Here is a 25,187-nt window from a genome sequence, read left to right as displayed (position 1 = left end):
GACTGAATATATATTAACGACCATGATGTCGTACGATTCGCTACTAGTCACAACATTTAGTCTGGATTTTCCTACAGTTTCACAAAATGTTCATATACTCTGCCCAAGGTTTAGTGCTAAAGCTGTTGTAGCTATATAAAATACTAATAGTGTATCTTAAAATACATTTTTTCACATTCTGCCGTAAATTAAGTAGTTACCAAATGTTAAGAATCTTAAATGACGTTAATATTAATAAGAAACTTGGAAATATGCTTGTCAATTATGCAAGACTCAAATTTATCGGAACCTGAATTGCTAAAAACAATTTTGCAACCACTGCTAGAGGATTTTCAATACTGGTTTGCGCGATCGCGTACATTGCTGGAAACTGAGCAGCTAGATTTTTTAGGTGCTCAGGGGCAGTCAGTTTTATTAGAGCGAGTCAAGCAAGCACAAGAGGAAGTGAATACAGCAAAGATGCTATTTAATGCAACACAAGGACAAGTAGGGATAGATATGGCAACCTTAATGCCTTGGCATCAATTGCTATCAGAATGTTGGAAAGTAGCAATGCAATACCGAACACAACAAACTACTTTCCAACAGCAAGACGACATATAACAAAAGTATTAAATCTTTAACAGCATTCTTTAAGTTAACAACACTTTGTATTATATGATACTTTAACAACTTTGCTTGCAGTATAGCCGCAGATCATCGCAGGCGCATTCAGAGGAATTTCGGCGTTCGCTCTAACTTCATTTCCAAGTTAGGCGATGTAAATCTTAGCAATAATAATTTTTGAAAAATGGCTGTCCTGGAGGAAAACCCGATGTTACATCTACTTTACATTCTTGCTTTTACGATTCTAGCTGTGATTGCTGTTGCCAACCTAATTCGCAACTTGGTCATGTTCAGTTTTTATAAAGAGCGGAATTATCCGGTGAAGTACTCTTCAGGAGCTAATTATGGTAACTTTCCCTATCCAGCATCTAAAAGCACACTTACACCCCATCCAGAATTATTGGATAGTTCAGGCAACTTAATTAAAGAGCCTCTTTTGGTGATGCGTTCAATAAATGTTGATGACGCCCGCCAACAATTAGATGCCCTTTACGAATCTTCTCCAGGACAAAAGAGCGAAACTCAAGAGGAGAGCTAGACAGGGATGGGATATCGGGTGAAGAGGACACGCAGATAAGGAGAAGAATTTTTCCTTACTCCCCCTTTCCCCCTCTTCTTCCTAATCCCTAGTCCCCAGTCTCTAGTCGCTTCTACGCTTCTATCACAACCCGAAGATTACCGCGTTTTTTGGCAACTCGGCAAGCAGTGGTGCTACCGGAACGCTCGAATTCTAAATCGAGGATGGTAGGGCCAACTCGTAAGTTATGGAGCGATAGGCGATTAATTGATTCTGGTAAAGCAGGATCTATAATTCTGAGGCAGTTGTTGGGAGCATCAGGTACCAAGTTTACCATCATTTGCAATAGTTGAAAGATACTACCAGTAGCCCAAGCTTGGGGAGTACAAGCGACTGGATATTGCACAGGCGTATTATCTCCAATTCGCTCAAAGCCGCAAAACAGTTCAGGAGGACGATTGTAAGGCTGCTTTCTAGTCATGTCGAATAAACCTTCAAAAAGTTCCAAGGCTTGATCGACGAGGCCAAGCGATCGCAATCCCATCGCAATTAATGCATTATCATGGGGCCACACAGAACCGATGTGATAGCCCATCGGATTGTAAGCTGGGGATAAGCTACTTAAAGTCCGAATACCCCAACCATTAAACATATCCGGTGCGCGTAGACGCTCCGCAACACTGTAGGCTTTTTCGGGCGTGAAGATGCCTAAGTGTAAACAATGGCCAGGATTTGAAGTAATACTATCTACTTGTTTGCCTTCTCCATCTAAAGCCAGGGCGCAGAAATCCTGATCTTCCACCCAAAAGTCTCTGTTAAACCTCAACTTCAGGTTTCTTGCCTCTTCTAACCAGCTGTCTGCTAAGTCTAGCCGCTTCTTCATTTTAGCTATTTCTGCCAAACGCATTTTTGCCGCATAAACATAGCCTTGCACTTCACAAAGAGCAATTGCCCCATTGGCTAGCTCTCCTTTGCGGTTAACAATACAATAGTTGGATATTTCGATTTCTTCAAATAATGCTCCATTCAGGACAATTTCTCGGCGAATCCCAACTGTATCGGCTTGGAGGCGATCGTCAATTCTGGGATTAGTACATAACACGGAAAGTGAAAAACCTTTGTCAGCAGTACTACTGAGTAAAATAGGTGAATGCTGGTTGATCTGCAACTCTAAACGACTCAAAAACCGGGTATCAGAGCAAAATAGCCCCATGCTAGGATTGCCGTCGTTGATTGAACACCCAGAAATATTACCTAAAGTATCTGTAACTAAAAATAAATCATCATCTTTAACCGTAAGTGTCGGCTGTGGTCTTTCACTTATAACGCAAGGCCACTCTGGGATAGGTATGAATTCCGCAGGAACAAAAGTTTTTCCATCCAAGACAATCTTTTCCGGTGTCATGAGTGTATCCGGTGTCATCAGCCAATATTCCGTGTAAAGGTCAATACTTTGTTTTGAGCCAGTTTAGCGTCAACAGGATAAAAGACGCTCTTGAAAAATCTTATAAGCTATATGAACAAAAATAATAATCACATCCGCTTAAAAATTAGAAACGCATTAGAGAAATATCGTCAAATCTTTATAATTGTATAATTAATTAAAGTTTTGTAAAGCCGACACAGAAAGACTGGAAACTTTAACTGTGCTTTTAAGCACATTATTCATCCACTTTACCAACAACAGCCTATATTTGGTTGATAGCAGTGCAATGCAAGAATGTATATTGAGCTAATAGCTACTATTTGAAAAATTACGATGCTAGCAAGTGGATAGACAACATCTAGATGCATAGCTTGTGCTGCAAAAAGTACAGGAAACAAACAAAAGTGAGTCTACAATGGTGGTGTTTGGTATCTGCTTTTGATCAGCATGATGCAGACACCCCAGCGACTTTCTCGTTTAGTGTTTACAGCAATGCGGATTGCGCCTACTTTTGCAAAAGCTATTATATAGCTGCTATTTACCATTCTTTACATATTGCAACTATCTGTTTGAATTTAGAGACCGTTGTAATTTGTACAATGCAGCTGTGATGTGGATCTTGTCCAGATTGTGGCTCCTTTAGGACGTTCATGAGCATTTCAATTTCCGTGCTGAGCGATCTGCTTCAGGCCTTACCTCACCTACGGCCCCAGCTATATTTCAAAGCTTCGCTAACGGCTCTTTCTCATGCGATGGAAGATCAGATTTTAGCTGCCACTTTAGAGCAGCCTTTAGTAATTGCTAGCTTTCAACGAGAGCGATTTTACCGGCAAGAGGCTCATCGTTATCAGCGGCTTGCCCAGCGAAGCGATCAAATATACGTGTTGTCTGCTCCAGAAACAGATTTCACCAACAGCTCGGAATACTACGAAAAGATAGCTTTCAGACCAGATGATGCCTTAAGTCAGGAGTGGCATTTGGTAGTAATTGCTCAAAATTATGCTACTTGTCTAGTATGCCGAGAAAGTATTGGCTCTCTTGCCAAAAACAGGCAATTACGGGAGTTAAGCCCTAGTTTGGACATGGATACGGCACGGAGGTTTGAGGGTATTTGGACAGCAGAACGGGGAGTTAGCCTTAAAGCCGCTGAATTGCTCTTGGGGAGGATTTTAAGTTACAGACCTGAGTTGATAGATAAAATTGATTCAGTACGCCAGCGATTTGGAATCGGGGGACGCAAGAGTGACTCAAAAGTGTTACAGCAACCGAGTGAATATGCTTGTGACATTGATACCGATCCGTTTGTACAGCGTTTAGTGACTTACCTGCAAGCTAGTCAGTACAAATTGCACAAAGCCTATCGTTCCATTGCTGCCCAAGCTCGCAAAGAACGGCTAGTCAATTCGATTAGTACTGCAATTAGGCGATCGCTCAATTCCCAAGAAATTCTCAAAGTCGCAGCGCAAGAGTTGGGGCAACACCTGGGAGCTTCTCGCTGTCTAATTTATCGCGCTCAAGCTTCAGATACCCAAGCAATTATTGAACACGAATTTTTGAGTCCGAATGTGTTATCTGTTGCCGGACAAATTTGGCCTTTAGAAAATAATCCTCTATTTGAGGAAGTTATCCAACAGGATGAAGGCGTCTGTGTTGCTGATACTATCAATGATTCGCGGGTGAGTGGTTCAAAAGTACTTTGGCATCTAGTCGAAAAATTTGCCATTCGCTCTTGGCTGATGGAACCGGTGCTGTTTCAAGGGCGATTGTTGGGTATTGTGGAATTACACTATTGCAGCCACACCCCCCACGATTTGCAAGCCGGCGAATTGGATTTGGTAAAAGCGATCGCTACCCAAATTGGAGCAGCCCTAATTCAAGCAGAAGCCTACGCTAACCTAGAAGACTTGAACCAGCAACTCGAAGCTCTTGATCGCACTCGCAGCAACCTGATTGCCATCACCGGACACGAACTTCGCACACCCTTATCTACAATTCAAGTCTGCTTGGAAAGCCTTGCTAGCGAGCCCGATATGCCCTTGGAGTTACGGCAAGTAATGCTGAATACAGCTCTTGCTGATTCGGAACGGATGCGAAAACTCGTCCAGGATTTCCTCACCCTTTCTAACCTCGAAAGTGGAAGAGTAGAGTGGCATCCAGAATCCCTCACATTACAAGAATGTATAGATTTAGCACTCAGTCGGATTCGTACCCGTGTTGCCACTGATCCACTACCTAAAATTACAACCAAAATTGCACCCAACCTACCCCTTGTGAGAGCAGATGGTGACTGGTTGGTGGAAGTGATCGCCAAACTTGTAGACAATGCTTGCAAATTTACACCACCAGAAGGGCAAATCACCATTAAAGCTAGTCGCAATGATCATAAGATGGTTGAAGTAACGGTGGCTGACACAGGACGGGGCATAGAACCCAATCGCCTCGAAATTGTGTTTGACCGCTTTTACCAAGAAGAGGGAGCGCTGCGACGTACTACTGGTGGTACGGGCTTAGGCTTGGCCATTTGTCGCCAAATAGTTAATGGTTGGGGTGGCGAAATTTGGGCAACATCCACCGGAAAAAATCAAGGTAGTGAATTTCATTTCACCATACCCGCCATTGAAGGCAGCCCAGAGCAAACGCGCTCAAGAGTGAAGAGTAAGTAGGGGATCGGGATTGGACACGGGGAATTGTAAATCACTTTCTTGCTCCTTGTCTCCTTATCTCCCCTTCTCCTTGTCCTCATTTCTCTGGGCGTCCCCCTCCGGGTTCGGAAGTTCGGACTCGACGGGAACCGCCAAGACTCCGACTTCCTCACCGCGTCTCACCCTCTTTGCGTCTTTCCCCCACTCCCTAATCCCCAAACAACTGTTACAGTTCCTTACACAATCGCAATATGACCCCTGTTGCGGTGTTACGATTCCCTAAAAACTGTTGAGAGAAACCTCTATGGCAGAAACACTTTCTGGACAAACTCCGATATTTGGCGGCAGCACTGGCGGCTTGCTCAAGAAAGCAGAAGTGGAAGAAAAGTACGCTATCACTTGGACTAGCCCGAAAGAGCAAGTTTTTGAAATGCCCACTGGTGGCGCAGCCAAAATGCGGCAAGGACAAAACTTATTGTATCTAGCTCGCAAAGAGCAATGCATCGCTTTGGGCGGTCAACTCCGCAAGTTCAAAATCACGGACTACAAAATCTACCGGATTTATCCGAACGGAGAAACTGCTTATATTCACCCAGCTGATGGTGTCTTCCCAGAGAAGGTTAACCAAGGTCGTCAAAAAGTCCGTTATGTAGACCGCAGCATCGGTAAGAATCCCAGCCCTGCCAAACTTAAGTTTAGCGGTACAGCTACCTACGACGCTCCCAATTCATAGTTAATTAGGGAAATTTGGGACTGGAGACTAGAGAAGTATGAAATCTGAAGTATAAAATATGTAAATTTATTTTACCCAGCAGTCAACAGCCTGTAGGGTAGCTACAAACTTCAGACTTTCCCTAGTTCCTAGTCCCTAAATTTACAAACTATGATCTTTCCTGACTTCTCTCAATTCTCCGATTTAGCTCAATTTGGCAACTTTGTTCCGGTGTATCAAGAGTGGGTAGCGGATTTAGATACGCCTGTTTCCGCTTGGTATAAGGTATGCGCTGGACAACCTTATAGTTTTTTGTTGGAATCGGTAGAAGGTGGGGAAAAACTAGGACGCTATAGTTTATTGGGCTGCGATCCACTATGGATTTTGGAAGCCAGGGGAAATCGTGCTATTCAAATACATCGCGATGGTTCCCAAGTTGTATTTGAAGGCGATCCTTTCACAGCTTTAGCTCAATGCTTAGAAGCCCTAAATCCAGTTAAGTTATCCCAATTACCACCAGGAATTGGCGGTTTATTTGGTTTTTGGGGTTACGAATTGATTCAGTGGATAGAGCCGCGTGTGCCAGTTCATCCGCAAGATGAGCGCAATATCCCTGATGGATTGTGGATGCAGGTAGATCAGCTGTTGATTTTCGATCAGGTAAAGCGAAAAATTTGGGCGATCGCTTATGCCGATTTGCGCGATCCGAATTTTGATTTACAAGCAGCATATGAAACAGCGTGCGATCGCGTTACTCAAATGGTTCACAAGCTATCTCTACCGCTTTCACCACAAAGTACCTTATTGGAATGGAAGCCACCAGCCAATCGAGCATTAGCAGGAATAGAGGAATATCAAAGTAATTTCACCCGCGAAGAATTCTGTGCTAGCGTCGTTAAAGCAAAAGAATACATCAAAGCTGGCGATATCTTCCAGGTCGTAATTTCCCAGCGTTTATCAACAGAATATACTGGCGATCCTTTTGCCTTATACCGTTCCTTGCGTCAGATTAATCCTTCCCCTTATATGTCATTCTTTAACTTCCAGGATTGGCAAATCATCGGTTCTAGTCCGGAAGTGATGGTAAAAGCAGAACGCGATCCAGAAGGAGGAATCATCGCCACAGTACGTCCTATTGCCGGCACGCGTCCCCGTGGTAAGTCACCAAAAGAAGATGCGGCGTTTGCTGAGGATTTACTTAAAGATCCCAAGGAAATAGCCGAACACGTCATGCTCGTAGATTTAGGGCGCAATGATTTAGGACGTGTCTGCGAAAGTGGGACGGTAAAAGTAGATGAATTAATGGTGATTGAGCGTTACTCCCATGTTATGCACATTGTTAGTAATGTAGTGGGTAAATTAGCACCTGGTAAGACTGCATGGGATTTACTCAAAGCTTGCTTCCCCGCAGGTACAGTCAGCGGCGCACCCAAGATTCGAGCAATGGAAATTATCAACGAGTTAGAGCCTTCTCGACGGGGTGTGTATTCTGGCGTCTATGGATACTACGATTTTGAAGGACAATTAAATACTGCTATAGCAATTCGTACAATGGTACTACGTGACAATACGGTAACAGTGCAAGCGGGTGCGGGATTGGTGGCAGATTCGGAGCCAGAGAAAGAGTATGAGGAGACTTTGAATAAGGCTAGGGGTTTGTTAGTGGCAATACGCTGTTTGCGGTGAAATTAAACTTGTTCGATAGGTAAACGGTGATTCTTTTTCTCAGCCTGAGAAAAAGCTAAGACTGTTTGTATTCACGGCTATCTTGATAACTTTCAAGCTTGGTAATTGCTATAATTGATAAGTCGCAAATTTACCAGGAAAAATTAGTAGCATGAAAGTCAGTGCTCGGAACGCTCTCAAAGGTACTGTCAAAAAAATTGAAGTTGGTTCTGTCAATGATGAAATAGTAATAGAAATTTCACCTGGAGTAGAGGTAGTTGCAATTATTACTAAGTCATCAGTAGAGAACCTAAACTTGAGTCAGGGTAAAGAAGTATATGCTGTTGTTAAAGCATCGGATGTAATGATTGCAGTTGACTAAGGGTTGAGTGAGGAAATTTTTTGTAAGATTCTAAAACAGGGGCGAGTTCATCGCCTCTATTTGGGCTTTAATGGGGAAGCAGGAGCAGAAATTACTAAAATGTTTCTTATATTACTAATGTAACGTCCTCCAGCTTTATCGTCAGGAACTACTAGACGAGTAAATCCCTCATCTGTTAGAAGTTCGACTGCACCATCGCTTGCTTTTTTGTCATATGCAACTAGCACATTCTTAGCTTCAAAGTTTGGGTGAATTTCACCAATAGCTATGATCGCTCCATAACAGTCGGTAGCTTCAACAAGAACGTACTGTCGTAAGAAAGCGTTTTTCGTATTTTGCCCAGAATTACCAGCTTTAAGTGGCCCTGCACTCTTCTCATTATTAATTAACTCCCACAAGGGGACTCCATAATATGTTTCTGTTCTCGAACCAGATCCTGTTTGGAAAGATACAGTAACTTCAGTAACCACTGATGGGTTTTGGCTCTTTAAATCCTCTTGCAAATTTTTGAGCTTTTGCAAGTTAAAGATTGTTGGATTGCTGACTTCACCATAAAGATGGAATATCTGCGAGGTGCCACTATCACAGAGATTTTCTTGCCAGGGAGAGGGTTTATTCTCTGATTCCCAAGGAGCGTAGTTTCCTGGTTTGGCTATAGTCGGTTGCCATAACCCCAGTATCGATAGCGTAAAGGACACAATTGCGATACGGCAAATAAAATGCATAAAACTAGTCTCAGTCTAGCTATTCAAAAATTAGGCAGGTTTTGCTAAGGATATTGCTGTTAATTTCCAGTTGGAAACAAATACAGAGGAAGTAACTGTGTATACTACCAACCTTACTGGCAATATACCAACTTTGTTTATACTAAAGTGAACTATAGAACTATAAAAGCGAAAAAAATGTAGTTTAGTTTACCATTTTGCTGATTTCTACCAACTATTTTGGTAGAAATTAATATATACGGTATTTATTAAGGCAAAAATTTTTACCTTAGCCCATGATAATTTTTCTCTTATTATCTGACAGGCGATCGCACTCTTTAACTTTGAATCTAGAAAATTTGTCAGCATTTAAGATACTGAAAATGTTCCAGAGGTTTTTATGAGCAAGAAGATAACGGCTGTATCCTTGGATTTGACGCCGAATACACGTTATGTGATTACAATTCAAGAGTTGAAGGAGTCATCACCATCTGGGGATACTTGGGATGTGCTGGAGGCGATCGCAGGAACTATTGAGGCACCATCCGATTGGGCTAGCGAACAGGATCATTATTTATACGGTACACCGAAGAAGGAAACTCCAGGCACTCCATGAGTGATGAGCGCTTTTTTCTACCAAGAGCGATCGCACTCTTTCACTAGAGTAAATGAAGAAATATTTATTCTGATTTATAAAGGCTGAGTTTTGCGTACTTACAAAAGTATTAATTTGAGTTTCAAATTATATCTATTGATAAATAAATACTTACGTAACTGATAATTATTTCCTTATAATCATCACACATTAAAAATTAGTAGTTCAACCATATTAAACATAAAATCCGCGTAGGAAAGGCAAAAAGCAAGAATACTGCTCTGTTGGGAATTTCTCCCGTTTTAGCAAGTGTCTGGCTGTGGATGCTTTTCCCGGTTGATTGCTGCTGCGTTAGTCAACAAATGATTTGATGTTTTTTGATGTTGACCTGCTTACCTTTAGTATTTGTGCATCTACATAATTAACGTTTTGCCTAATTAACAATTTTTAATTATTTACAATATGAAACCATTAAAAATAAACCCTAAAACTACTGTGTTTAGGGAATTATTTGCTGTCAAAGCGCGGTTTATCTTTCTCGTATTGGTTTTTGTCATGAGTTTTTCTGGCATTCTGCTATCAAATTGGTTGATGGCAAGCCAAGCAACTTTTGCAAATATAAACCTTCTGCAACCTGCTCCTACTCAACCACTTGGTTATTATGACTATTTTGGTAAACTGCTAAGTCCAAAACAAGCTGCAAAGTTAGTGCAAAAACAAGGACTAGATCCTAACGATCCTGTTTCTTATCAAAAAGTAGGAGCAGTCCAAATCACGTCGGAATTAATCAGCCAAGGAGAAGACATATTTTTTAACAGAAAAATTGGTGACACTTTTGGTTTACAAAGAGTTTTTGGTTTTGGACTGGGTTTAGAGAACCTCTTCCCAGAAATAGGAATAGCGATCGCTCAATTGCAAGGACAACCAACGAACAACTTAGAGATTACCCTCCTGAAAGATATAACCTTGGGTAGTCGGACATTTCCCCAAGGAACTCGTATTAATACAGGCTTAAAAGTGGAAGCCGGAGGGACTTTTCCTTTAGGACTGAAATCTAATGGCGATATCACCTGTGCAATCTGTCATGCAGTAATTAATAAGAATGGTAAACGCCTTGCCGGAGCACCAAATGGCGAAATCGCCACTCCTATATTGATTGCACTTGCACAAAATACGGCTGCGGGGTTTGCGCGGTTGAAATTTAATCCCCTAGATCCAAAATTCCAAGGTAACGGCAAGACAATCATTGATAGTAAAGGTAATTTAGTACAATTGCCCGATTCTCAAAAGTTTGAACAAGCCTTCGATGATGCTGTAATGGATGTGCCTTTTGGTCACTTCGAGAGTACGCCAGATGGGATTAACAATACAACCCAAATTCCCAATCTGTTTACATTTGGGAATCATCCCTATGGAACGGTTGGTGAGGCTGCGGTTGGCCCTTTTTCGGGACTGACTGTTCTCAATAATGCCGTTCATTCCTCAGAAATTAACCTGTTAGCAGCTGCCCAATTAAGCGAACAAACTCTTGGCATCGATCCAGAAGTTTATATTGGTACATTTCTTCAAAATGCTGCCGATCCAAACCTGCGTTTACCGTCAGGCTCGCCAGTAAAACCCTCAGAGTGGCTGCGGCAGGTTGCACCCAATGCTACGCAAGCAGAACTAGAAGATCAAGTGCCTGCTCCAGGTACGGGTACTTATCCCAATCTGCAACCTAGCTTATTTACATTCAACGGTTTGGTTTTTAGTCCTAATACTGGCAATCCGGATGATATTGCTAGTGGCACTTTTCTTTTTGCTAACAATGCTATGTCAGCTTTTCAAAATAGCTTGGTGCCGCCTGCTAACCAAACTCCCGAAAACCAACAAGCTCTCAAAAGTGGTTCTATTGTGCGTGGGGCAAAAGTATTTAAGCAAGCTGGGTGTGCAACTTGCCACATTCCACCTTTCTTCACCGACAATAAAATTCATTCTGTCGAGGAAATTGGTACTAACTCAGCCCGTGCCGAATCTCGCCTGGCACTGAATGATTTATTGGTGCCGCCCAAACTATACAGCTTTGACACTCCCGTTCCCATTCCTGCTAACGCTCAAGTGTTAGATATACCAACAAAGGGCATCTCTGTTAATCCCACAACCTTACCCCAAGGTATATTGCCAAACGGAGGCTACAAAACTACTTCCTTGCGTGGTTTGTTTTTGAGCGCACCCTATTTACACGATGGTGGTGTGGCAGTGCGGGCAGGAAGCTTGCAAGTTGCTGCGGATGGTAGTTTTACTGTTATCGATCCCACAGGGTTAGGATTAACTGGCACTCTCAGCCAAGGTATACCTGCCGATGCTGCAAGTAGCTTGCGTGCCTTATTTGATCGCAACCTTCGGGCTTTTGTCATCGGAGCTAACAAAGCTTATCCTGCTTTGGAGCGGAGTAATTTAGATGGCATAGGGCATAATTTCTATGTAGATCAACAAGCTGGATATACTCCAAAGCAGCAAACTGACTTGATTAACTTCTTGCTAGCGCTTGATGACATCCCTGGAAGTTTTTAAGTGAAGGCAGAAGGAAATTAGGACACGGGGACAAACAGACGCGGGGACACGGGGAATCGTGAATCAGGTTCTCTCCCCTTGTCTCCCCCTCCTCTTTTTAGCCCCTAGCCCCTAGTCCTCTCTTCGTCCAAGATTGCTCCCTCCAGATTTGCGCCATTCAAGTTAACCTCGTTCAATTCGGCTTGGCTCAAATCCGCTTGGCTTAAATCTGCTTTTGCTAAGTCGGCTTGGGTGAGATCTGCCTCATTTAAAGAAACTGCTTTTAGATTCGCCTCTTGCAATTCAGTTTCACTCAAAGAAGCACCAATCAATTTTGCAATGGTTAAGTCTGCATGACTCAAATCAGCACCATCCAAAATGGCTTGCTCTAAAATTGCTCCATCCAAGATAGCTTTACTCAAGTTGGCTTCTGTAAAATTTGCTTGAGTTAAATTAGCTCCATTTAAGTCAGCTTCAATTAGGCTAGCTTTACTAAAATTGACCCCACTTAGCTCCGCTCCACTTAGAATAGCTTTATCTAAAATTATTTCACTCAAATTAGCTCCTTCCAAGTATACCTCGCTCAAATCTTCTCCAGTAAAGTCTCTTTTACCCGCAGCGTATTGTGTCAATAGTTCATTCGCTTTCATTGCCTTTTCCTCCCCCAAGTTTCTACCGCACTCCTTTGCAAAGGAGGACAGGTTTTAGGATTTCACCCCTTTGATTAATGATTGAGTGTTCCGCTTTTGCATTTACACAACAATTTCGTTAAGCATGACACATACTTGCTTAATAAATGTCTTTCCATAGCACGAATTGCCATGCTTGCTATCTACTCCACGGATATACTCCATTAGCGTGAGAATGACTGGTATGTTAACTTGAGGCAACTACAGCCAAAACTGGCGATCGCCTTCCATAAGGCTAGGACGAATACCTTGTAATCGCAGATAAGCCATGCGATCGGAGCCATACAATGGCATCGGTAAGCGGGGTTCTTTCAAGGCTCCATGATGCAATAGCGTTAGTTTTAAAGTTGTTTCTAAAACACTTTCTATTGATACTTGATGCCCTTGCTCGCAAACAGTCAAACGTATAGGACGAGCCAAGCCAATTTTATCAGGAACTTTAGTAGTAACCAGAATAGCTTCACGAGATGATAAACAAAGTGCCAATCCTTGTGATGGTGCTGTCACAGTTTTTTGCTTAAGGTTGTACAAGCGGGGAACGCCAGATTTTTTACATTCTACTAAGATAAATTTGGCACCTATGGCTTTGGCTCTCTGTGCTAAATAATCAGCTTCTTTGCCAACAAAGGAACCATCGCGGTAAATTAAGACGGTTTTGTTAGCTAATTCAGTTGCAGGTAATAATCGCTCCAAGAGTTTAGGTGGTATTATCTCACCATCTATAAGGTCGTCTTCGAGTCGATAGCGAATGAATTCTCCTTGCCTGCCATATAGACGTACACTTGCACAAGCATTTCTTGTTCCTGCTTGCCTCTTTTTGGAAATTCTCGAAATATCTAAGCCAATAAAATAGTCAGCCGTCTCTAAAGGTTCAGCTAGAACGAAAGGTAAATTTCCCAACTTGGCTATTATGCCCGGAATCACCTGGTTCAAAATATACTGATAGCTCTCTAAATTGCTTAAAGTATCCTCATAAATTATCTGGCTGGCAATCTGACGACGAAGTAGCAAAGAGTAAATTTGATGGTAGAAGCTACCTTCATCTGTATCATCAGTATGGCGATCGCTTTCAGGTAAAAACGCTAAAACAATGTCATGCGGTATCTCAACTAATTCATGAACTGCTTTCTCAACGGCTACTCTTGCCTCTGTTTTAGTTAAGTTTTTGACTGATAAAGATTTTTTTGTAATTATCTCACTTTTAAAGCCATACTTTGCTAAACGTTGAGTTAACTGCTCCAGAAATGAAGATACTGTTGCATCACATAGTTTCAGTGCCGCAATCTGAATAACTGTTGATTTATCTTGAAATTGAACATGACGACGATAAACACCACCCTTTGATAATCCTTTGAGAACTTCAGTTCTGTTGACAGTAACGCCATTACCAAAAAGTAATATCGTATCCTCTAGTTTGATAGGAGGTTTCCAAAATAGGTTGGGATAGTCACGGCTGTTGATACTAAGTTCTAATTCCATTCCATAAGCCGCTAAAGCCTCTTTTGCTGTTGTTTTATACGAAGTTAACAGTTGAGTTCTGTCTTGATGAGTAATTTTAGCAGCCTTGAGTAACTTCCCATATTCTACTCCTAATAGATTAGCTGTTGCAGATGTAACGCAAGGACGTAAAGCAGCCATAGGATAGTAAAATTGTTTTGTATTTTTACCAAACTGTATGGCAACAATAGGTTGATTGTCTGGTGCATCTCGTAATGCTTGTTTACTAGTTGAACTAGTAGCTTTTGCTAATAGTTCTTCTCTATGTTCTCCAATATTTCCGATCATATTTACAATTGTGGCGTTATTGCCTCGTTCATTTTCTTGAACGTGTAAACCTATTAAAAATTGTTCTGGGTTTTGCCGTTGAGGATGTTTTTCGTAGAAGTCAGCTAAAGTTTCACGAAACGTAATACTGCTGTAGATTGTTAAAGTAGCAGCAGCTTTTAGCTCATCTACTAATTCAAGACTTTCTGCCCAAAAATCTGGCTCTCTTTTGACTATAATTCCATTTTCAGATAAAACTACTGGAGCATCAAATTTAGTTTTATTCAAAACTTGAACGGCTAGCAGAGAATAAATAAAAGGTGTTGGATTAGGCTGAAATATTGAGTGAAAACTAAATAAATACTCATGAAAATCTTCTACCTCATTTTGAATACTTTTCAGTACCTCTTCTAATTCTTCTTGACTAGGTAATTTTCTATGATATGCGGCTAAAACCCAAAAATATGATTTATAACAGATGACAACAGTTTCAGATAACTTTCGACTCAAATGATAGCTCAATCGATTTCCATCTTTTTTTTCAATTTCAGGTGTAAGTCGAAAACACATTAAATTTAGTTCTAAAGTTTTAATTGGAAAAACTTCACTAAAAGCAGTGTAAGTAGGGGAAGCTGCAATAGCAACAGTCATGCAGGAACCTCAACTTGATAAAATTGACAAATTGATGTGAATTGACAATGACGGCAAGGAATACCTGGATTAGCTGGAAATATATCGGCAAATTCACATGGATTTTTTTTGTAACGATGTAACTCTTTTTGATGTTCTTGGGCTATTTGCACTAATTTTCCTTGAATTGCTTTTAATTGAGGATCTGTAGCAGTAATTAATTCAGACCATTTACCAGTTTCCAAGTTATAAAATGAAGCAACAGCTTTTTGTTGAGGGTAGAGATAGGTAGCTGCTAACAGATAAACAAAAGCTTGCCTTCTATCACAATCAGATCTACCTGTTTTTAAATCTAAAATGTGTAGTTTGCCATTGTCAATAAAAATGCAGTCAATAGCTGCAAATAAATTAAAAAAATAATTACCTTGCTGAATTAAAATTGGCTCTGGAATTCCTTCATCCCCTCTACAAAGTTGGATGATTGTCTTTCCTAAGAGAATCGGTGTCTGATAGTAGTTTTCCAAAATTTTAAGAACTCGCTGCTGAATCTCGATAGATTCTTGAGTTAACTTCAGCTTTTCTGCTACTATCTCCACACCATTTGATTGACACAATAATTGAATATTTTGGTGAAATTCATAAATACCTTTTTGTGACAACAAGCCAATTTTTTGAGGAATAGTATCTTGCTCTAAAAGAAGCTTAACCAATGGTTCGTTTTTCCGCGCTCTGGTAAAGCCTCGTTTCATATCACAGTGCCAATATTCTTTTCCTACAGCTGGAACAAACTGTGACCAAATGTTAAAACTGACATACGGTCGCCACACCATAATTTATGTTCTCATTGATGTTGATTTTTTATTCAACAGCAAGCTAGCTTAAATTGATTTTTTCGTCAACAGGATGATATAATATGCGGCTGAGTAGGAAAAAACAGTGAATCAAAGTTTTGGTGAGCTTATACGTCAAGCCCGCAAAGATAAGGGATTAAGTCAACGTGAGCTAGCAAAACTAATAGGGCTAAATTTCACTTATCTATCTAAATTAGAGAACGATCGCGCAGATTATCCTCCCAAAGAAGATGTGATTAGATCTTTAGGCAAGAATCTCGATTTAAATGAGGAAGAGCTAATCTTTTTAGCTGGGCGCATTCCTCAGCATGACGAGGACTTTATTAAGCAACATTACAAGGCAATGCCTGCTCTATTTCGTCGGATGCAGGAGAACCCTGATTTTGCTAGAAGAGTTTTTCGAGAAGCCATACAACCAGAAACTGAGGAGAAGCAAGGTTGAGTATCATCAAGCTGTACCGCTATATTCCGAACAGTGAAATTAGTGAAACAATCAACTCCAAATACAATTTTTTACGGTGTGTTGTCGTGTGGTACAAACACCATCCTAGATTAAAAGTGCGCGGTTGAAAAAATATAAATAGCAGAAGACCATTTCTACAGAAATGTCTACTACTTTCGTCGCTCAAATTGGAGATTGTCTGATTGGAAGTCTCTACGCAAAGCTAATAAATGTATCTTATGGAAGATGCTTAATGAAAAATCAAGAGTAATAATTATGCCCTTAAGTATAAATGCTTAAATAAAATTGAATTTTACATATTCTGACTAATAATCTAAAATCCATTGGCAAAATAAGTTATCTCTTTCACTAGTTAGTGCTAGAGTGGCAAGAAATTCTTGTGAAACTTTCAGCGGGTATCAATGCTGAAGAACCTACAAAAAAAACAAATATCTCTCATTGTGGGTGCAGGACTATGTGCCTTTTTAGCTGGAGCAGTAGCTTCAGTTCCGGGAATGGGGCAATATATGGGTCAATGGCTCAAAAATTTCAAAAATGAGCCTCAGCAACTCACAGAAGCAAACAAAGCCAAGTCACCGGTTTTCCCATTGGTACTGCAATCCCCTCAAGAACGAGCAGCAAAGCTGGAACAACTAGCTAAAGGGTTCCCATCAGCTGATCGGAACCGCGCTCGTTATTTGTTGGCAAGTGACTTAATAGAAGCTAAAGAAGCTAAACAAGCACTCTCTTTACTGGAAGGTTTAGAAAATGACTATCCAGTCCTAGCGCCCTATATCTTACTAAAAGCTGCCCAGGCACATGACATTTTAGGAGAAGAAGGTAAGGCTTCAGATAACCGACAAGCGGTATTAAAACGCTATCCCGAACACCCAGCTGCTGCCAAAGCTTTATACTTAATTGGACTGGACGAATACCAAGAAAAAGCGATCGCCGAATTTCCTTCTAATCCTCTGACTTGGGACATTGTTCGCAACCGACTTCAAGAAAATCCCAACCAGCCGGAGTTGAAATTGATTTTGGCAAAATACGCTTATGATCAACCAGGTATTCTTCCTGTGCTGGATCAACTGGTCAAAAATGGCACTTTAAAACCAGAACAGTGGGAAATTATTGCTACAGGCTATTGGGAAAATAATCAATTTACTAAAGCTGCCAATGCCTATGCCAAAGCAGTTGTGACTCCGCGTAATCTCTACCGAAAAGCACGAGGATTGCAAAATGGCGGCAAGCAAGAACAAGCGATCGCAACTTATCAACAATTGATTAGTGATTTTCCAGAAGCAAGCGAAACTGGCACCGCACTGCTGCGTTTGGCAGAAATGTCAAAAATCCGTAAAAACGCTTTGCCCTATCTAGATCGGGTAATCAATCAATTCCCTGAATATGCTGGTGAAGCGCTCTTAGCAAAAGCCGACATTTTGCAAGCTCAAAGCGATACGCAAGGAGCAAATCAAGCACTAGAATTACTAGTCAGCAAATTCAGCAACACTGAACAAGCAGCAGAATATCGCTGGAAAATAGCACAACAGAAAGCCAAAGCCTCAGACTATCAAGGAGCATGGCAATGGGCGCAACCAATTCCGATCAACAATCCTGATAGTATTTTGGCTCCCAGAGCAGGCTTTTGGCTTGGTAAATGGGCAATGAAGGCAGGAAAAGTGCAGGAAGCAAAACAAGCTTATGAGTATGTAATTAGCGAGTTTCCCTACTCTTACTATGCATGGCGATCGGCTGTAACTCTAGGACTGAATGTTGGCAATTTTAATAACCTGCGTCAATTACAACCAGAAGTAGTTCCACTCGTGCGCCCTGTTCCTCCCGCAGGCTCTGAAACTTTTAAAGAATTATATCTGCTAGCTCAAGATCGTGATGCGTGGTTGCAATGGCAAACCGAATTTCAAAATAAAATGCAGTCCACGGTAGCAGAGCAATTCACCGAGGGTTTGATGCGACTGACAAGGGGAGAAAATATTATCGGTATTGATAAAATTTCTAAATTGGAAGACCGAGAAAAACCAGAAGAACAAGCTGAGTATGAAGCTTTGAGCAAACAAGTTATCTACTGGCAAGCTCGTTATCCCTTTCCCTACCTTAAAGAAATTGAATATTGGTCGCAAAAACGTCAATTAAATCCCCTACTGGTAACAGCCTTAATCCGCCAAGAATCGAGGTTTGAGCCAAAAATCAAATCTGTTGCCAATGCCACTGGCTTAATGCAGGTATTGCCGAGTACAGCCAAATGGATTGCTCCTCAACTCAAGGAAAATAGTAAAAACTTCGACCTTGAAAATCCCAATGATAACATCATGCTAGGTACTTGGTATTTGGATCACACCCATCAACAGTATGGGAATAACTCTTTGCTGGCGATCGCCAGTTACAATGCCGGGCCTGGTAATGTTGCTAAGTGGTTACAAACTTTACCTAAAGAAGATACAGACGAATTTGTAGAAAATATACCATTTGATGAAACGAGGAACTACGTGCGCCAAGTTTTTGGTAATTACTGGAATTATTTGCGACTTTATAACCCCGAAATATCCCGTATAGTAGGTCAATATTCAGCCAAACACCCACAATTACCACAACAGTAAACTAGGAACTAGGGGCTAGGGACTAGGGACTAGAAATTTTAGGTTTTGGAAAATTCCAATCCAAAATCGCAAATCCAAAATTGTATTGCTCTATTCTGAGTTCTTGATAAATTACCTAAAAAGAGTAATGACTCAGGTTGTAATTGTTGGAGCTGGGCCGACTGGTGCAACACTTGCACTGCTTCTGGTGCAACGCGGTATCCCAGTAAAACTGATTGAAGCATCCCGTAACTTCCGTCGAGTTTTTCGCGGAGAAGGGTTAATGCCTTGCGGGTTGGATGCTCTTGAGCAGATGGGATTGTTGTCTGTGGTAGAACGCATCCCCCATCGCTCCTTAGATGGCTGGGAATTTATAATCGACAAGCGATCGCTATTTCGAGTTGATGAACCAATAGAACCTGGTGGTAAACCATGCACTCTCGTTTCTCAGCCAGCCCTGCTCGAAGCGTTGATTGACAAGGCAAGTGGTTATCCAAATTTTGAGTTTTTACAGGGCGTGACTGTACAGGATTTACTATGGAGTGAGCAACGGGTTTCTGGTGTGAAACTAGGCGATGAACGCTCTTTTGACACCGATCTCGTCGTTGGAGCAGATGGCCGTAATTCTGTTGTTCGACAGCGAGCAAACTTATCCATAGAGCAACAGTCTCAGAGCTTTGATATTCTTTGGTTTAAATTGGCGGATAGCCCGCGTTTTGAGACTGAAAATGTCTTTTATTCTATTTTGCAAGGTTGTCACGGATTTGGGTTGTTTCGTTCTTCAGAAGGAAACCTCCAACTAGGTTGGGCGCTTCATGAAGATGACTCCATAAATTGGAAACAAGTCGATTGGTCGAAGATGCTTGCAGAAGCCTCACCTTCGTGGTTAGCTGAACATTTCCGACAACATGCCCAAACCATTGAACGACCAGTTTTGTTATCCGTTGTGGTTGGGCGCTGCCCGCGCTGGTATGCACCAGGGTTACTGCTTCTAGGTGATGCTGCTCATCCCATGTCACCAATCCGCGCTCAAGGCATCAATATGGCTTTGCGGGATGTCATTGTTGCTGCAAATCATCTAGTTCCACTATTGCATGAGGAATCAGGACACGCAGCAATTGATGCGGTGTTGCCACAAATTCAAGCTGAACGGCAACCAGAAATTATTCGAGCACAGCAACTTCAAAGCCAGGAAGCAGCTCAGGCTCAACTACTAAGCAAAAGCGCACTTGTGCGATGGGCTGCACGTCAGCTAGCTCCCTTAATCCGCAAAGGTGTTCGACAGTCTTGGCTTCAAAGACAGCGAGAATTGCGTCAAGGAGTGACACAGGTACAGTTAACGGTTTAAATCTCACCTAAGAATAGGGAACGGGGAACTTTAACAGGGTTGGGAGAAATAAATATTTTCATGACAAGGGTTTTTGCTACATCAAAAAATTTCTGGGTAGCTACTTGCCTAGATAAAATAGTTAACAAATGATGCTCGCTAGTTGACTCATGACGCCTTCACAAGAAGTAGACACTGCAACTGCTCCTGATCTTGACCTCGAAAAATACGACCAACCAGAAACCAATCCTCTGGATGAGTTACCGGGTGAGGTCGAAATGAGCCTTTTTGAACACCTAGAGGAGTTACGGCAGCGAATTTTTTATGCGCTAATCGCCGTTGCTATAAGCGTTATTGGTTGCTTTCTCGCTGTCAAGCCGATTGTTCAGTTGTTGGAAGTACCAGCCCAAGGAGTAAAATTTCTCCAACTCGCACCAGGAGAGTACTTCTTTGTCTCTTTAAAAGTTGCTGGTTACAGTGGCTTACTTGTTTCCAGCCCTTTCATACTTTACCAAATTATCCAATTTGTTCTACCAGGATTAACTCGTCGGGAACGCCGCTTGCTAGCCCCGATTGTTTTAGGATCGAGCGTGTTGTTTGCAGCAGGGTTGGCTTTTGCCTACTACCTGTTAATTCCCGCTGCTTTAAAATTCTTTATTAGCTATGGTGCAGATGTTGTAGAACAGTTGTGGTCAATTGATAAATATTTTGAATTTGTCTTGCTGTTACTATTCAGCACAGGTTTAGCATTCCAAATACCAGTCATCCAGCTTTTACTAGGTGCTTTAGGAATCGTCTCCTCAGAAACAATGCTTTCTGGCTGGCGTTACGTAACTTTAGGGGCAGTTATTTTAGGTGCAGTCCTCACACCTTCTGTTGATCCACTCACTCAAACTCTTCTAGCTGGAGCCGTTTTGGGGCTTTACTTTGGTGGTATTGGTTTAGTTAAGCTTGTAGGTAAATAAGCAAGTAATTTGAGAGTCGGGAATGGCACCTATTACTTATGATGATTTTGAGAAAGTAGAAATTCGTGTTGGTAAAGTCATCAAAGTAGAAGATTTTCCGAAAGCGCGAAAACCAGCTTACAAACTGTGGATAGATTTTGGTAATTTGGGAGTCAAAAAATCTAGCGCTCAAATTACCAAGCTTTACCAAAAAGAGGATTTATTAGATAGCTTAATCTTGGCTGTTACTAACTTTCCAACCCGACAAATCGCTGATTTTATCTCTGAAGTGCTCGTTTTAGGTGTGGTGCTAGAAGATGGAGAAGTTGTGTTAATTCAGCCAGAGCGAAATGTACCTTTAGGAAAAAGAATTTTATAAGTACAGCACTTACGCAAAAACTCTCTCAAATTCTTATTCTTCGTGTCCTACCCTGACGGGTAGACACTTAGACGGACGTAGTCCAGCTTCTCGTAGAGTAGTGGCTTCTGTTCCCCGCAGGGTAATAAGACGCCCGCAAGGGCGTCTTATGTGTTCTTTGTGATAGCCTGCGGCAAGCCGCTTGCGCGTCTACGTTTTCGCAATCTCAAACCCAATTGGGTGAGTGTGAAATAAGCCTTTAGACAGATGGAGTTGCCTACTATAACCAGTTTTTAGAAAGATGAACTTACGCCCATGCTCCCTTTAGACTGTTGCAAGAACAGTAAATGATAAGGAGTAAAGCATATGTCTGAGCAACAAAAAGGTAAAGAAACTACACCCAGCACCTCAGGTGGCTACCAAACCCCCATTGAAGAAGATATTCGTAAGACAGGTACAGCCGCCCAAGATGATGCTAAAACTTCTGCCAAGCCAGAATCACCTGGTGAAGATACTGTAGCAGGTAGTCCCAATCAAGGCACTGAATCGCGTTAATTTTGTTACAACGCTAATAATTAAAACAATTTTATGGGGTTTCCCCAGGTATTTTAAGCGCGGCAAGAACGGGTGGATTTGTTAAACAACTATCCACTCGATTTTTATTTTGAAATGAGCGTAGGGGTGTAGGGGTATAACGGTGTACGAGTTATACCCTTAATTTAGTAAAATCACGCCGGATAGATGCGCAAGCGCCGATTTGGTTCTTCCCCAAAGCTATGAGACTTCAGGCGATAGTGTTCGACTAACTCATGCTGCATTTTCCGCACTTGGGGCGATCGCGGCAGTAATTCCACAGGTTGTCCTTTAGGAATAACGATATTTTCAACCGCCAGTCTAGCTTCTTCTAGAGCGTCAATCTCATCATCGCTGGCGCTGTGAAGGAATAGTTGCAGTTCGCGCTCATCGGTAATTTCTGGCTCGTCAATGTTCAATAACCGCCGTAAACCACGGGTAATTTGGGGAATTGTGCTGGATTTAATCATGTGAATTGGCACTTGTCTGGCTCTAGCCATTTGCCGCAATTTAGCGTGGTTTTTGACATGCGATCGCAATGCTAAAATCGCATCTGCACTATCAATATCTTTTGTCAAGACAACTGGTAAATTTAGTACCTGAATTACCTGCTCTAGTTGAGAACGACTGACACCGTAGGGGTAAACGTGCAATGGCAAATCTTCGCCATTTGGGCCAGAGTGTCTGGTATCAGAAAAATCAAAGCTATCAGTATAATCAAGGGATTCATTCAGTAAGCGGTCGAACTCGCTTCGTCCTGAAAGCTTTTCTCGTTCTGGTGTCACCGGTGGTAAAGGCACCATTTGCCCAGATGCACGCCAACCGTTAGCTTGTCGTGCTGGTACAACAGATTCCTCCGCACCAAGGGAGTGGGAGCGGCCGTTGATCGCGGTTAGCTGACGTGTGATATTGACTTTGCCATTTTCATCTACAGTTCTCACCTGTGGAGTTGGCTGACGTCCCCTCAAGAGACTATCAACAGTGTCAGCCACACTTTCATGAACTACCCAGCGTTGCCGTTCCATCATTTCCACGGCAATTTCAAAAGTGGGAGGTGCTTTACGTTCGAGAACGGTTTTTTGACTACCTCGTCGTCTGGCTTCTTCGTCTCCCAGTGTCACAGCTTGAATTCCACCCACTAGATCAGACAAAGTAGGATTTTTGATCAAGTTTTCGATTTGATTTCCGTGAGCAGTACCTACTAGTTGTACACCGCGTTCAGCTATGGTACGGGCTGCCAATGCTTCTAGTTCCGTGCCAATCTCATCAATGACGATTACTTCTGGCATGTGGTTTTCTACTGCCTCAATCATTACCTGATGTTGCAGTTCTGGATGAGCAACTTGCATTCGTCTTGCCTTACCAATTGCTGGGTGGGGAACATCACCATCACCAGCGATTTCATTGGAGGTGTCAATAATTACAACTCGTTTATGCAATTCATCTGCTAAAACACGAGCGATTTCCCGTAAAGCTGTGGTTTTACCTACACCTGGGCGTCCCAGCATCAAAATCGATCTACCTGTCTCCACTAAATCGCGGATCATGCCGATAGTCCCGAAAACTGCCCGACCGACACGACAGGTTAAACCGATAATCTTACCATTGCGGTTACGGATGGCGCTGATTCTATGCAGAGTTTGCTCTATTCCTGCTCGATTATCTCCGCCAAAGGTTCCCACTCGTTGAATGCAGTCATCGATTTGTTCTTGGGTAACAGGCTTCTCGCTCAAATATTCAGCTTGATGGGGGAAGCGAGCCTCTGGGCGACGGCCCAGATCCAAGACCACTTCAACTAAACTATCTCGTTGGGAATGCTTCTCTAATATTTGCCGCAGGTCTTGGGGCAAAATATCTAACAACTTTTGGAGATCGTCTGTAATCGTCATGCTTCCTATGGTGACGTTTTTAGAGATAGCGAAAGTACTTCGCTCTTAATGTGACTTGAGCTGGGAAACGAGAGAATGGGCAAGCCCTACAGCCTGCCAGAGCAATTCTGGTTTTTCTTCTAGGCCGACAGTTCCTGTGGCACCGTTGCCATTCACCTCCTTTGTTTCTAACTGCTCGATAATTGGTGACAGTAATACACGGGCGTAGCTTCCGTAAGCAACTCCAGAAATGAAAGACGGGGATAAGCTCAGACACGGAGAGCTTGGGGCGCGGAGAGCTTGAGACGCAAAGAATCTATCAAAAATATTCCCCGTGTCCCCTTGTCTTTTGATCACCCAGTCCTCTTTCTCCATGTCCCCGCGTCCCTGTGTCCCCGTGTCTTTTTGATTGCACAGCAACCCCATTGCTTTTAACTTGGGGACAGTATAACTGTTAGTGCCACCTGCTAACTGTACGTATCCTGGTAATTTTGCTGCCAATACTTTTTGCCCTAATTTCACGGCGGCTAGAGTAGTACCATCGCCAATATCACCACTCATCGGACGACCGTCGGTTTGCCAAATTAAGGCTGTTTTGAGTGGCTTAATTTCGTCGTAAAGAGCATGAAGGTAATCGATCAGACCTTCACCATCGGGACAACTAATTGCTACTAACTTTAACCGCTCAACCCACGGTAAAATTGCTTGCCATAATCGACGAAATTCCGTTAAGCGACCTACTTGAGTATGAATTTCTACGGCATCTACCCCAGATGAGAGAATCGATGGTGCGATCGCCCCTGGTGTTGAAACATGAGATAGTGTATAAATTATCTCATATGGACAGGCTGGTATGCAACGACCGCAACCGTAACATTTTTCGGTAATGACTCCTGAGAAGCCGTTTTTTATACCGTTAAATGTAATTGCCTGTGCTGGACAGATTTTTTCGCAAGGTCGCTGACAGTTTGGAGGACAGTTTGTAGAATCTAATTCTGCTTTGCGAAAATGCGGATCTTCACCATCATTGAGGCTAACCATCAAAAATGGCAATTTTCCTCTTTTGCCAAAGCCTCGCTCCTGGGCTTGTTGAGCAAGATGAGCAGCAACTTCTAGGGCTGATTGAGCAGCAGCAATCACAGCTGGATCGGCAGCAACATCTATACAGTCAGCGCCAGCCAATGTGTAGGCTAATGTTAAACTTCTGACTGCGGGTAGGTGCTGGAAGCTGGCTCCGCAAATTAGCTTGAACCAGTGACCTTGTTTTAGAGACACTAAAGGGTGAAACAGTTCAGTCACATTATCTATTATGCTATGTGACAGAAAAATATTGCAGGCAACTGCTCAATTTGATTCTGATTTCTCT

The 25,187-nt window shown here is 42.2% G+C and carries 20 protein-coding genes; 13 read left to right on the top strand and 7 right to left on the bottom strand.

All coding sequences use genetic code 11. From position 1 onward, the window contains the following. The first annotated feature begins 264 nt into the window (after positions 1-264). Both U2718_RS33665 and U2718_RS33660 read left to right on the top strand, forming a co-directional pair. Positions 265-603, top strand: coding sequence for a DUF2605 domain-containing protein (locus U2718_RS33665; protein WP_341993750.1), 339 nt, complete (start codon positions 265-267; stop codon positions 601-603). A gap of 211 nt (positions 604-814) precedes the next feature. Continuing rightward, on the top strand, positions 815-1,144 hold the full coding sequence (locus tag U2718_RS33660; RefSeq protein ID WP_341993749.1) for a DUF2973 domain-containing protein: 330 nt from the start codon (positions 815-817) through the stop codon (positions 1,142-1,144). 112 nt (positions 1,145-1,256) lie between these two features. Here U2718_RS33660 and U2718_RS33655 read toward each other — a convergent pair whose 3' ends face one another. Then, a complete protein-coding gene (locus U2718_RS33655; RefSeq protein WP_341993748.1) occupies positions 1,257-2,546 on the bottom strand; it encodes a glycogen debranching N-terminal domain-containing protein in 1,290 nt (429 codons plus the stop codon). Between the two features lie 653 nt (positions 2,547-3,199). Here U2718_RS33655 and U2718_RS33650 point away from each other — a divergent pair. The 4 genes from U2718_RS33650 (at position 3,200) to U2718_RS33635 (ending at position 7,950) form a co-directional block, all read left to right on the top strand. Further along, entirely contained in the window at positions 3,200-5,212 is a 2,013-nt protein-coding gene (locus U2718_RS33650) for a DICT sensory domain-containing protein (RefSeq protein WP_341993747.1), read from the top strand. A gap of 283 nt (positions 5,213-5,495) precedes the next feature. Next, on the top strand, positions 5,496-5,924 hold the full coding sequence (locus U2718_RS33645) for a photosystem I reaction center subunit II PsaD (RefSeq protein ID WP_289790799.1): 429 nt from the start codon (positions 5,496-5,498) through the stop codon (positions 5,922-5,924). A 150-nt stretch (positions 5,925-6,074) separates the two neighbouring features. Further along, complete coding sequence (trpE, locus tag U2718_RS33640) at positions 6,075-7,589, top strand: anthranilate synthase component I (RefSeq protein ID WP_341993746.1); 1,515 nt, start codon at positions 6,075-6,077, stop codon at positions 7,587-7,589. A gap of 151 nt (positions 7,590-7,740) precedes the next feature. Beyond that, positions 7,741-7,950 (top strand): molybdopterin-binding protein, encoded by a 210-nt coding sequence (locus U2718_RS33635; RefSeq protein WP_341993745.1) that lies wholly within the window; start codon positions 7,741-7,743, stop codon positions 7,948-7,950. A 56-nt stretch (positions 7,951-8,006) separates the two neighbouring features. Here the strand turns inward: U2718_RS33635 and U2718_RS33630 are convergent, their stop codons facing one another. Beyond that, a complete protein-coding gene (locus U2718_RS33630; RefSeq protein ID WP_341993744.1) occupies positions 8,007-8,675 on the bottom strand; it encodes a hypothetical protein in 669 nt (222 codons plus the stop codon). A gap of 379 nt (positions 8,676-9,054) precedes the next feature. Between U2718_RS33630 and U2718_RS33625 the strand changes: the two genes are divergently transcribed. Further along, a complete protein-coding gene (locus U2718_RS33625) occupies positions 9,055-9,270 on the top strand; it encodes a hypothetical protein (protein ID WP_341993743.1) in 216 nt (71 codons plus the stop codon). Positions 9,271-11,906: 2,636 nt separating this feature from the next. Here the strand turns inward: U2718_RS33625 and U2718_RS33620 are convergent. The 3 genes from U2718_RS33620 to U2718_RS33610 all read right to left on the bottom strand — a co-directional run bounded on the left by U2718_RS33620 (position 11,907) and on the right by U2718_RS33610 (position 15,694). Then, positions 11,907-12,431 (bottom strand): pentapeptide repeat-containing protein, encoded by a 525-nt coding sequence (locus U2718_RS33620; protein WP_341993741.1) that lies wholly within the window; start codon positions 12,429-12,431, stop codon positions 11,907-11,909. 240 nt (positions 12,432-12,671) lie between these two features. Next, positions 12,672-14,885 (bottom strand): Piwi domain-containing protein, encoded by a 2,214-nt coding sequence (locus U2718_RS33615; RefSeq protein WP_341993740.1) that lies wholly within the window; start codon positions 14,883-14,885, stop codon positions 12,672-12,674. Further along, the gene (locus tag U2718_RS33610) at positions 14,882-15,694 is read right to left on the bottom strand and encodes a PD-(D/E)XK nuclease family protein (RefSeq protein WP_341993739.1); all 813 of its coding nucleotides are present in this window, start codon (positions 15,692-15,694) and stop codon (positions 14,882-14,884) included. The genes U2718_RS33615 and U2718_RS33610 overlap by 4 nt, the downstream gene beginning before the upstream one ends. A gap of 106 nt (positions 15,695-15,800) precedes the next feature. Between U2718_RS33610 and U2718_RS33605 the strand changes: the two genes are divergently transcribed. From U2718_RS33605 to U2718_RS33580, 6 genes are all read left to right on the top strand, one after another. Continuing rightward, positions 15,801-16,157, top strand: coding sequence for a helix-turn-helix transcriptional regulator (locus U2718_RS33605; protein WP_341993738.1), 357 nt, complete (start codon positions 15,801-15,803; stop codon positions 16,155-16,157). A 422-nt stretch (positions 16,158-16,579) separates the two neighbouring features. Continuing rightward, positions 16,580-18,772, top strand: a complete 2,193-nt coding sequence (locus tag U2718_RS33600; protein ID WP_341993737.1) for a transglycosylase SLT domain-containing protein — start codon at positions 16,580-16,582, stop codon at positions 18,770-18,772. A gap of 127 nt (positions 18,773-18,899) precedes the next feature. Then, entirely contained in the window at positions 18,900-20,099 is a 1,200-nt protein-coding gene (locus U2718_RS33595) for an FAD-dependent monooxygenase (protein ID WP_341993736.1), read from the top strand. 149 nt (positions 20,100-20,248) lie between these two features. Further along, positions 20,249-21,043, top strand: a complete 795-nt coding sequence (gene tatC, locus U2718_RS33590; RefSeq protein ID WP_341993735.1) for a twin-arginine translocase subunit TatC — start codon at positions 20,249-20,251, stop codon at positions 21,041-21,043. A 22-nt stretch (positions 21,044-21,065) separates the two neighbouring features. Next, on the top strand, positions 21,066-21,401 hold the full coding sequence (locus tag U2718_RS33585; RefSeq protein WP_341993734.1) for a tRNA-binding protein: 336 nt from the start codon (positions 21,066-21,068) through the stop codon (positions 21,399-21,401). 345 nt (positions 21,402-21,746) lie between these two features. Next, positions 21,747-21,935, top strand: a complete 189-nt coding sequence (locus U2718_RS33580) for a hypothetical protein (RefSeq protein WP_341993733.1) — start codon at positions 21,747-21,749, stop codon at positions 21,933-21,935. A 173-nt stretch (positions 21,936-22,108) separates the two neighbouring features. Here U2718_RS33580 and U2718_RS33575 read toward each other — a convergent pair whose 3' ends face one another. Together U2718_RS33575 and ldpA are read right to left on the bottom strand one after the other, a co-directional pair. Further along, positions 22,109-23,842 (bottom strand): R3H domain-containing nucleic acid-binding protein, encoded by a 1,734-nt coding sequence (locus tag U2718_RS33575; RefSeq protein WP_341993732.1) that lies wholly within the window; start codon positions 23,840-23,842, stop codon positions 22,109-22,111. Positions 23,843-23,887: 45 nt separating this feature from the next. Beyond that, positions 23,888-25,120, bottom strand: a complete 1,233-nt coding sequence (ldpA, locus tag U2718_RS33570; RefSeq protein ID WP_341993731.1) for a circadian clock protein LdpA — start codon at positions 25,118-25,120, stop codon at positions 23,888-23,890. Between the last annotated feature and the right edge of the window lie 67 nt (positions 25,121-25,187).

Origin of the sequence: Chlorogloeopsis sp. ULAP02 (assembly GCF_038404745.2) — a bacterium.
Taxonomy (GTDB): domain Bacteria; phylum Cyanobacteriota; class Cyanobacteriia; order Cyanobacteriales; family Nostocaceae; genus Chlorogloeopsis.
Note: the sequence above shows the minus strand (reverse complement) of the source record. Positions and strands in the feature narration are given on the sequence as shown.

What these genes read in the sequence shown, in the direction of transcription:
- U2718_RS33595 (WP_341993736.1), top strand. Translation starts at nt 18,900, where the DNA reads ATGACTCAGGTTGTAATTGTTGGAGCTGGGCCGACTGGTGCAACACTT.
- U2718_RS33575 (WP_341993732.1), bottom strand. Translation starts at nt 23,842, where the DNA reads ATGACGATTACAGACGATCTCCAAAAGTTGTTAGATATTTTGCCCCAA.
- tatC (WP_341993735.1), top strand. Translation starts at nt 20,249, where the DNA reads ATGACGCCTTCACAAGAAGTAGACACTGCAACTGCTCCTGATCTTGAC.
- U2718_RS33635 (WP_341993745.1), top strand. Translation starts at nt 7,741, where the DNA reads ATGAAAGTCAGTGCTCGGAACGCTCTCAAAGGTACTGTCAAAAAAATT.
- U2718_RS33615 (WP_341993740.1), bottom strand. Translation starts at nt 14,885, where the DNA reads ATGACTGTTGCTATTGCAGCTTCCCCTACTTACACTGCTTTTAGTGAA.
- U2718_RS33650 (WP_341993747.1), top strand. Translation starts at nt 3,200, where the DNA reads ATGAGCATTTCAATTTCCGTGCTGAGCGATCTGCTTCAGGCCTTACCT.
- U2718_RS33620 (WP_341993741.1), bottom strand. Translation starts at nt 12,431, where the DNA reads ATGAAAGCGAATGAACTATTGACACAATACGCTGCGGGTAAAAGAGAC.
- U2718_RS33585 (WP_341993734.1), top strand. Translation starts at nt 21,066, where the DNA reads ATGGCACCTATTACTTATGATGATTTTGAGAAAGTAGAAATTCGTGTT.
- U2718_RS33610 (WP_341993739.1), bottom strand. Translation starts at nt 15,694, where the DNA reads ATGGTGTGGCGACCGTATGTCAGTTTTAACATTTGGTCACAGTTTGTT.
- U2718_RS33600 (WP_341993737.1), top strand. Translation starts at nt 16,580, where the DNA reads ATGCTGAAGAACCTACAAAAAAAACAAATATCTCTCATTGTGGGTGCA.
- U2718_RS33580 (WP_341993733.1), top strand. Translation starts at nt 21,747, where the DNA reads ATGTCTGAGCAACAAAAAGGTAAAGAAACTACACCCAGCACCTCAGGT.
- trpE (WP_341993746.1), top strand. Translation starts at nt 6,075, where the DNA reads ATGATCTTTCCTGACTTCTCTCAATTCTCCGATTTAGCTCAATTTGGC.
- U2718_RS33625 (WP_341993743.1), top strand. Translation starts at nt 9,055, where the DNA reads ATGAGCAAGAAGATAACGGCTGTATCCTTGGATTTGACGCCGAATACA.
- U2718_RS33630 (WP_341993744.1), bottom strand. Translation starts at nt 8,675, where the DNA reads ATGCATTTTATTTGCCGTATCGCAATTGTGTCCTTTACGCTATCGATA.
- U2718_RS33665 (WP_341993750.1), top strand. Translation starts at nt 265, where the DNA reads ATGCAAGACTCAAATTTATCGGAACCTGAATTGCTAAAAACAATTTTG.
- U2718_RS33655 (WP_341993748.1), bottom strand. Translation starts at nt 2,546, where the DNA reads ATGACACCGGATACACTCATGACACCGGAAAAGATTGTCTTGGATGGA.
- U2718_RS33645 (WP_289790799.1), top strand. Translation starts at nt 5,496, where the DNA reads ATGGCAGAAACACTTTCTGGACAAACTCCGATATTTGGCGGCAGCACT.
- U2718_RS33660 (WP_341993749.1), top strand. Translation starts at nt 815, where the DNA reads ATGTTACATCTACTTTACATTCTTGCTTTTACGATTCTAGCTGTGATT.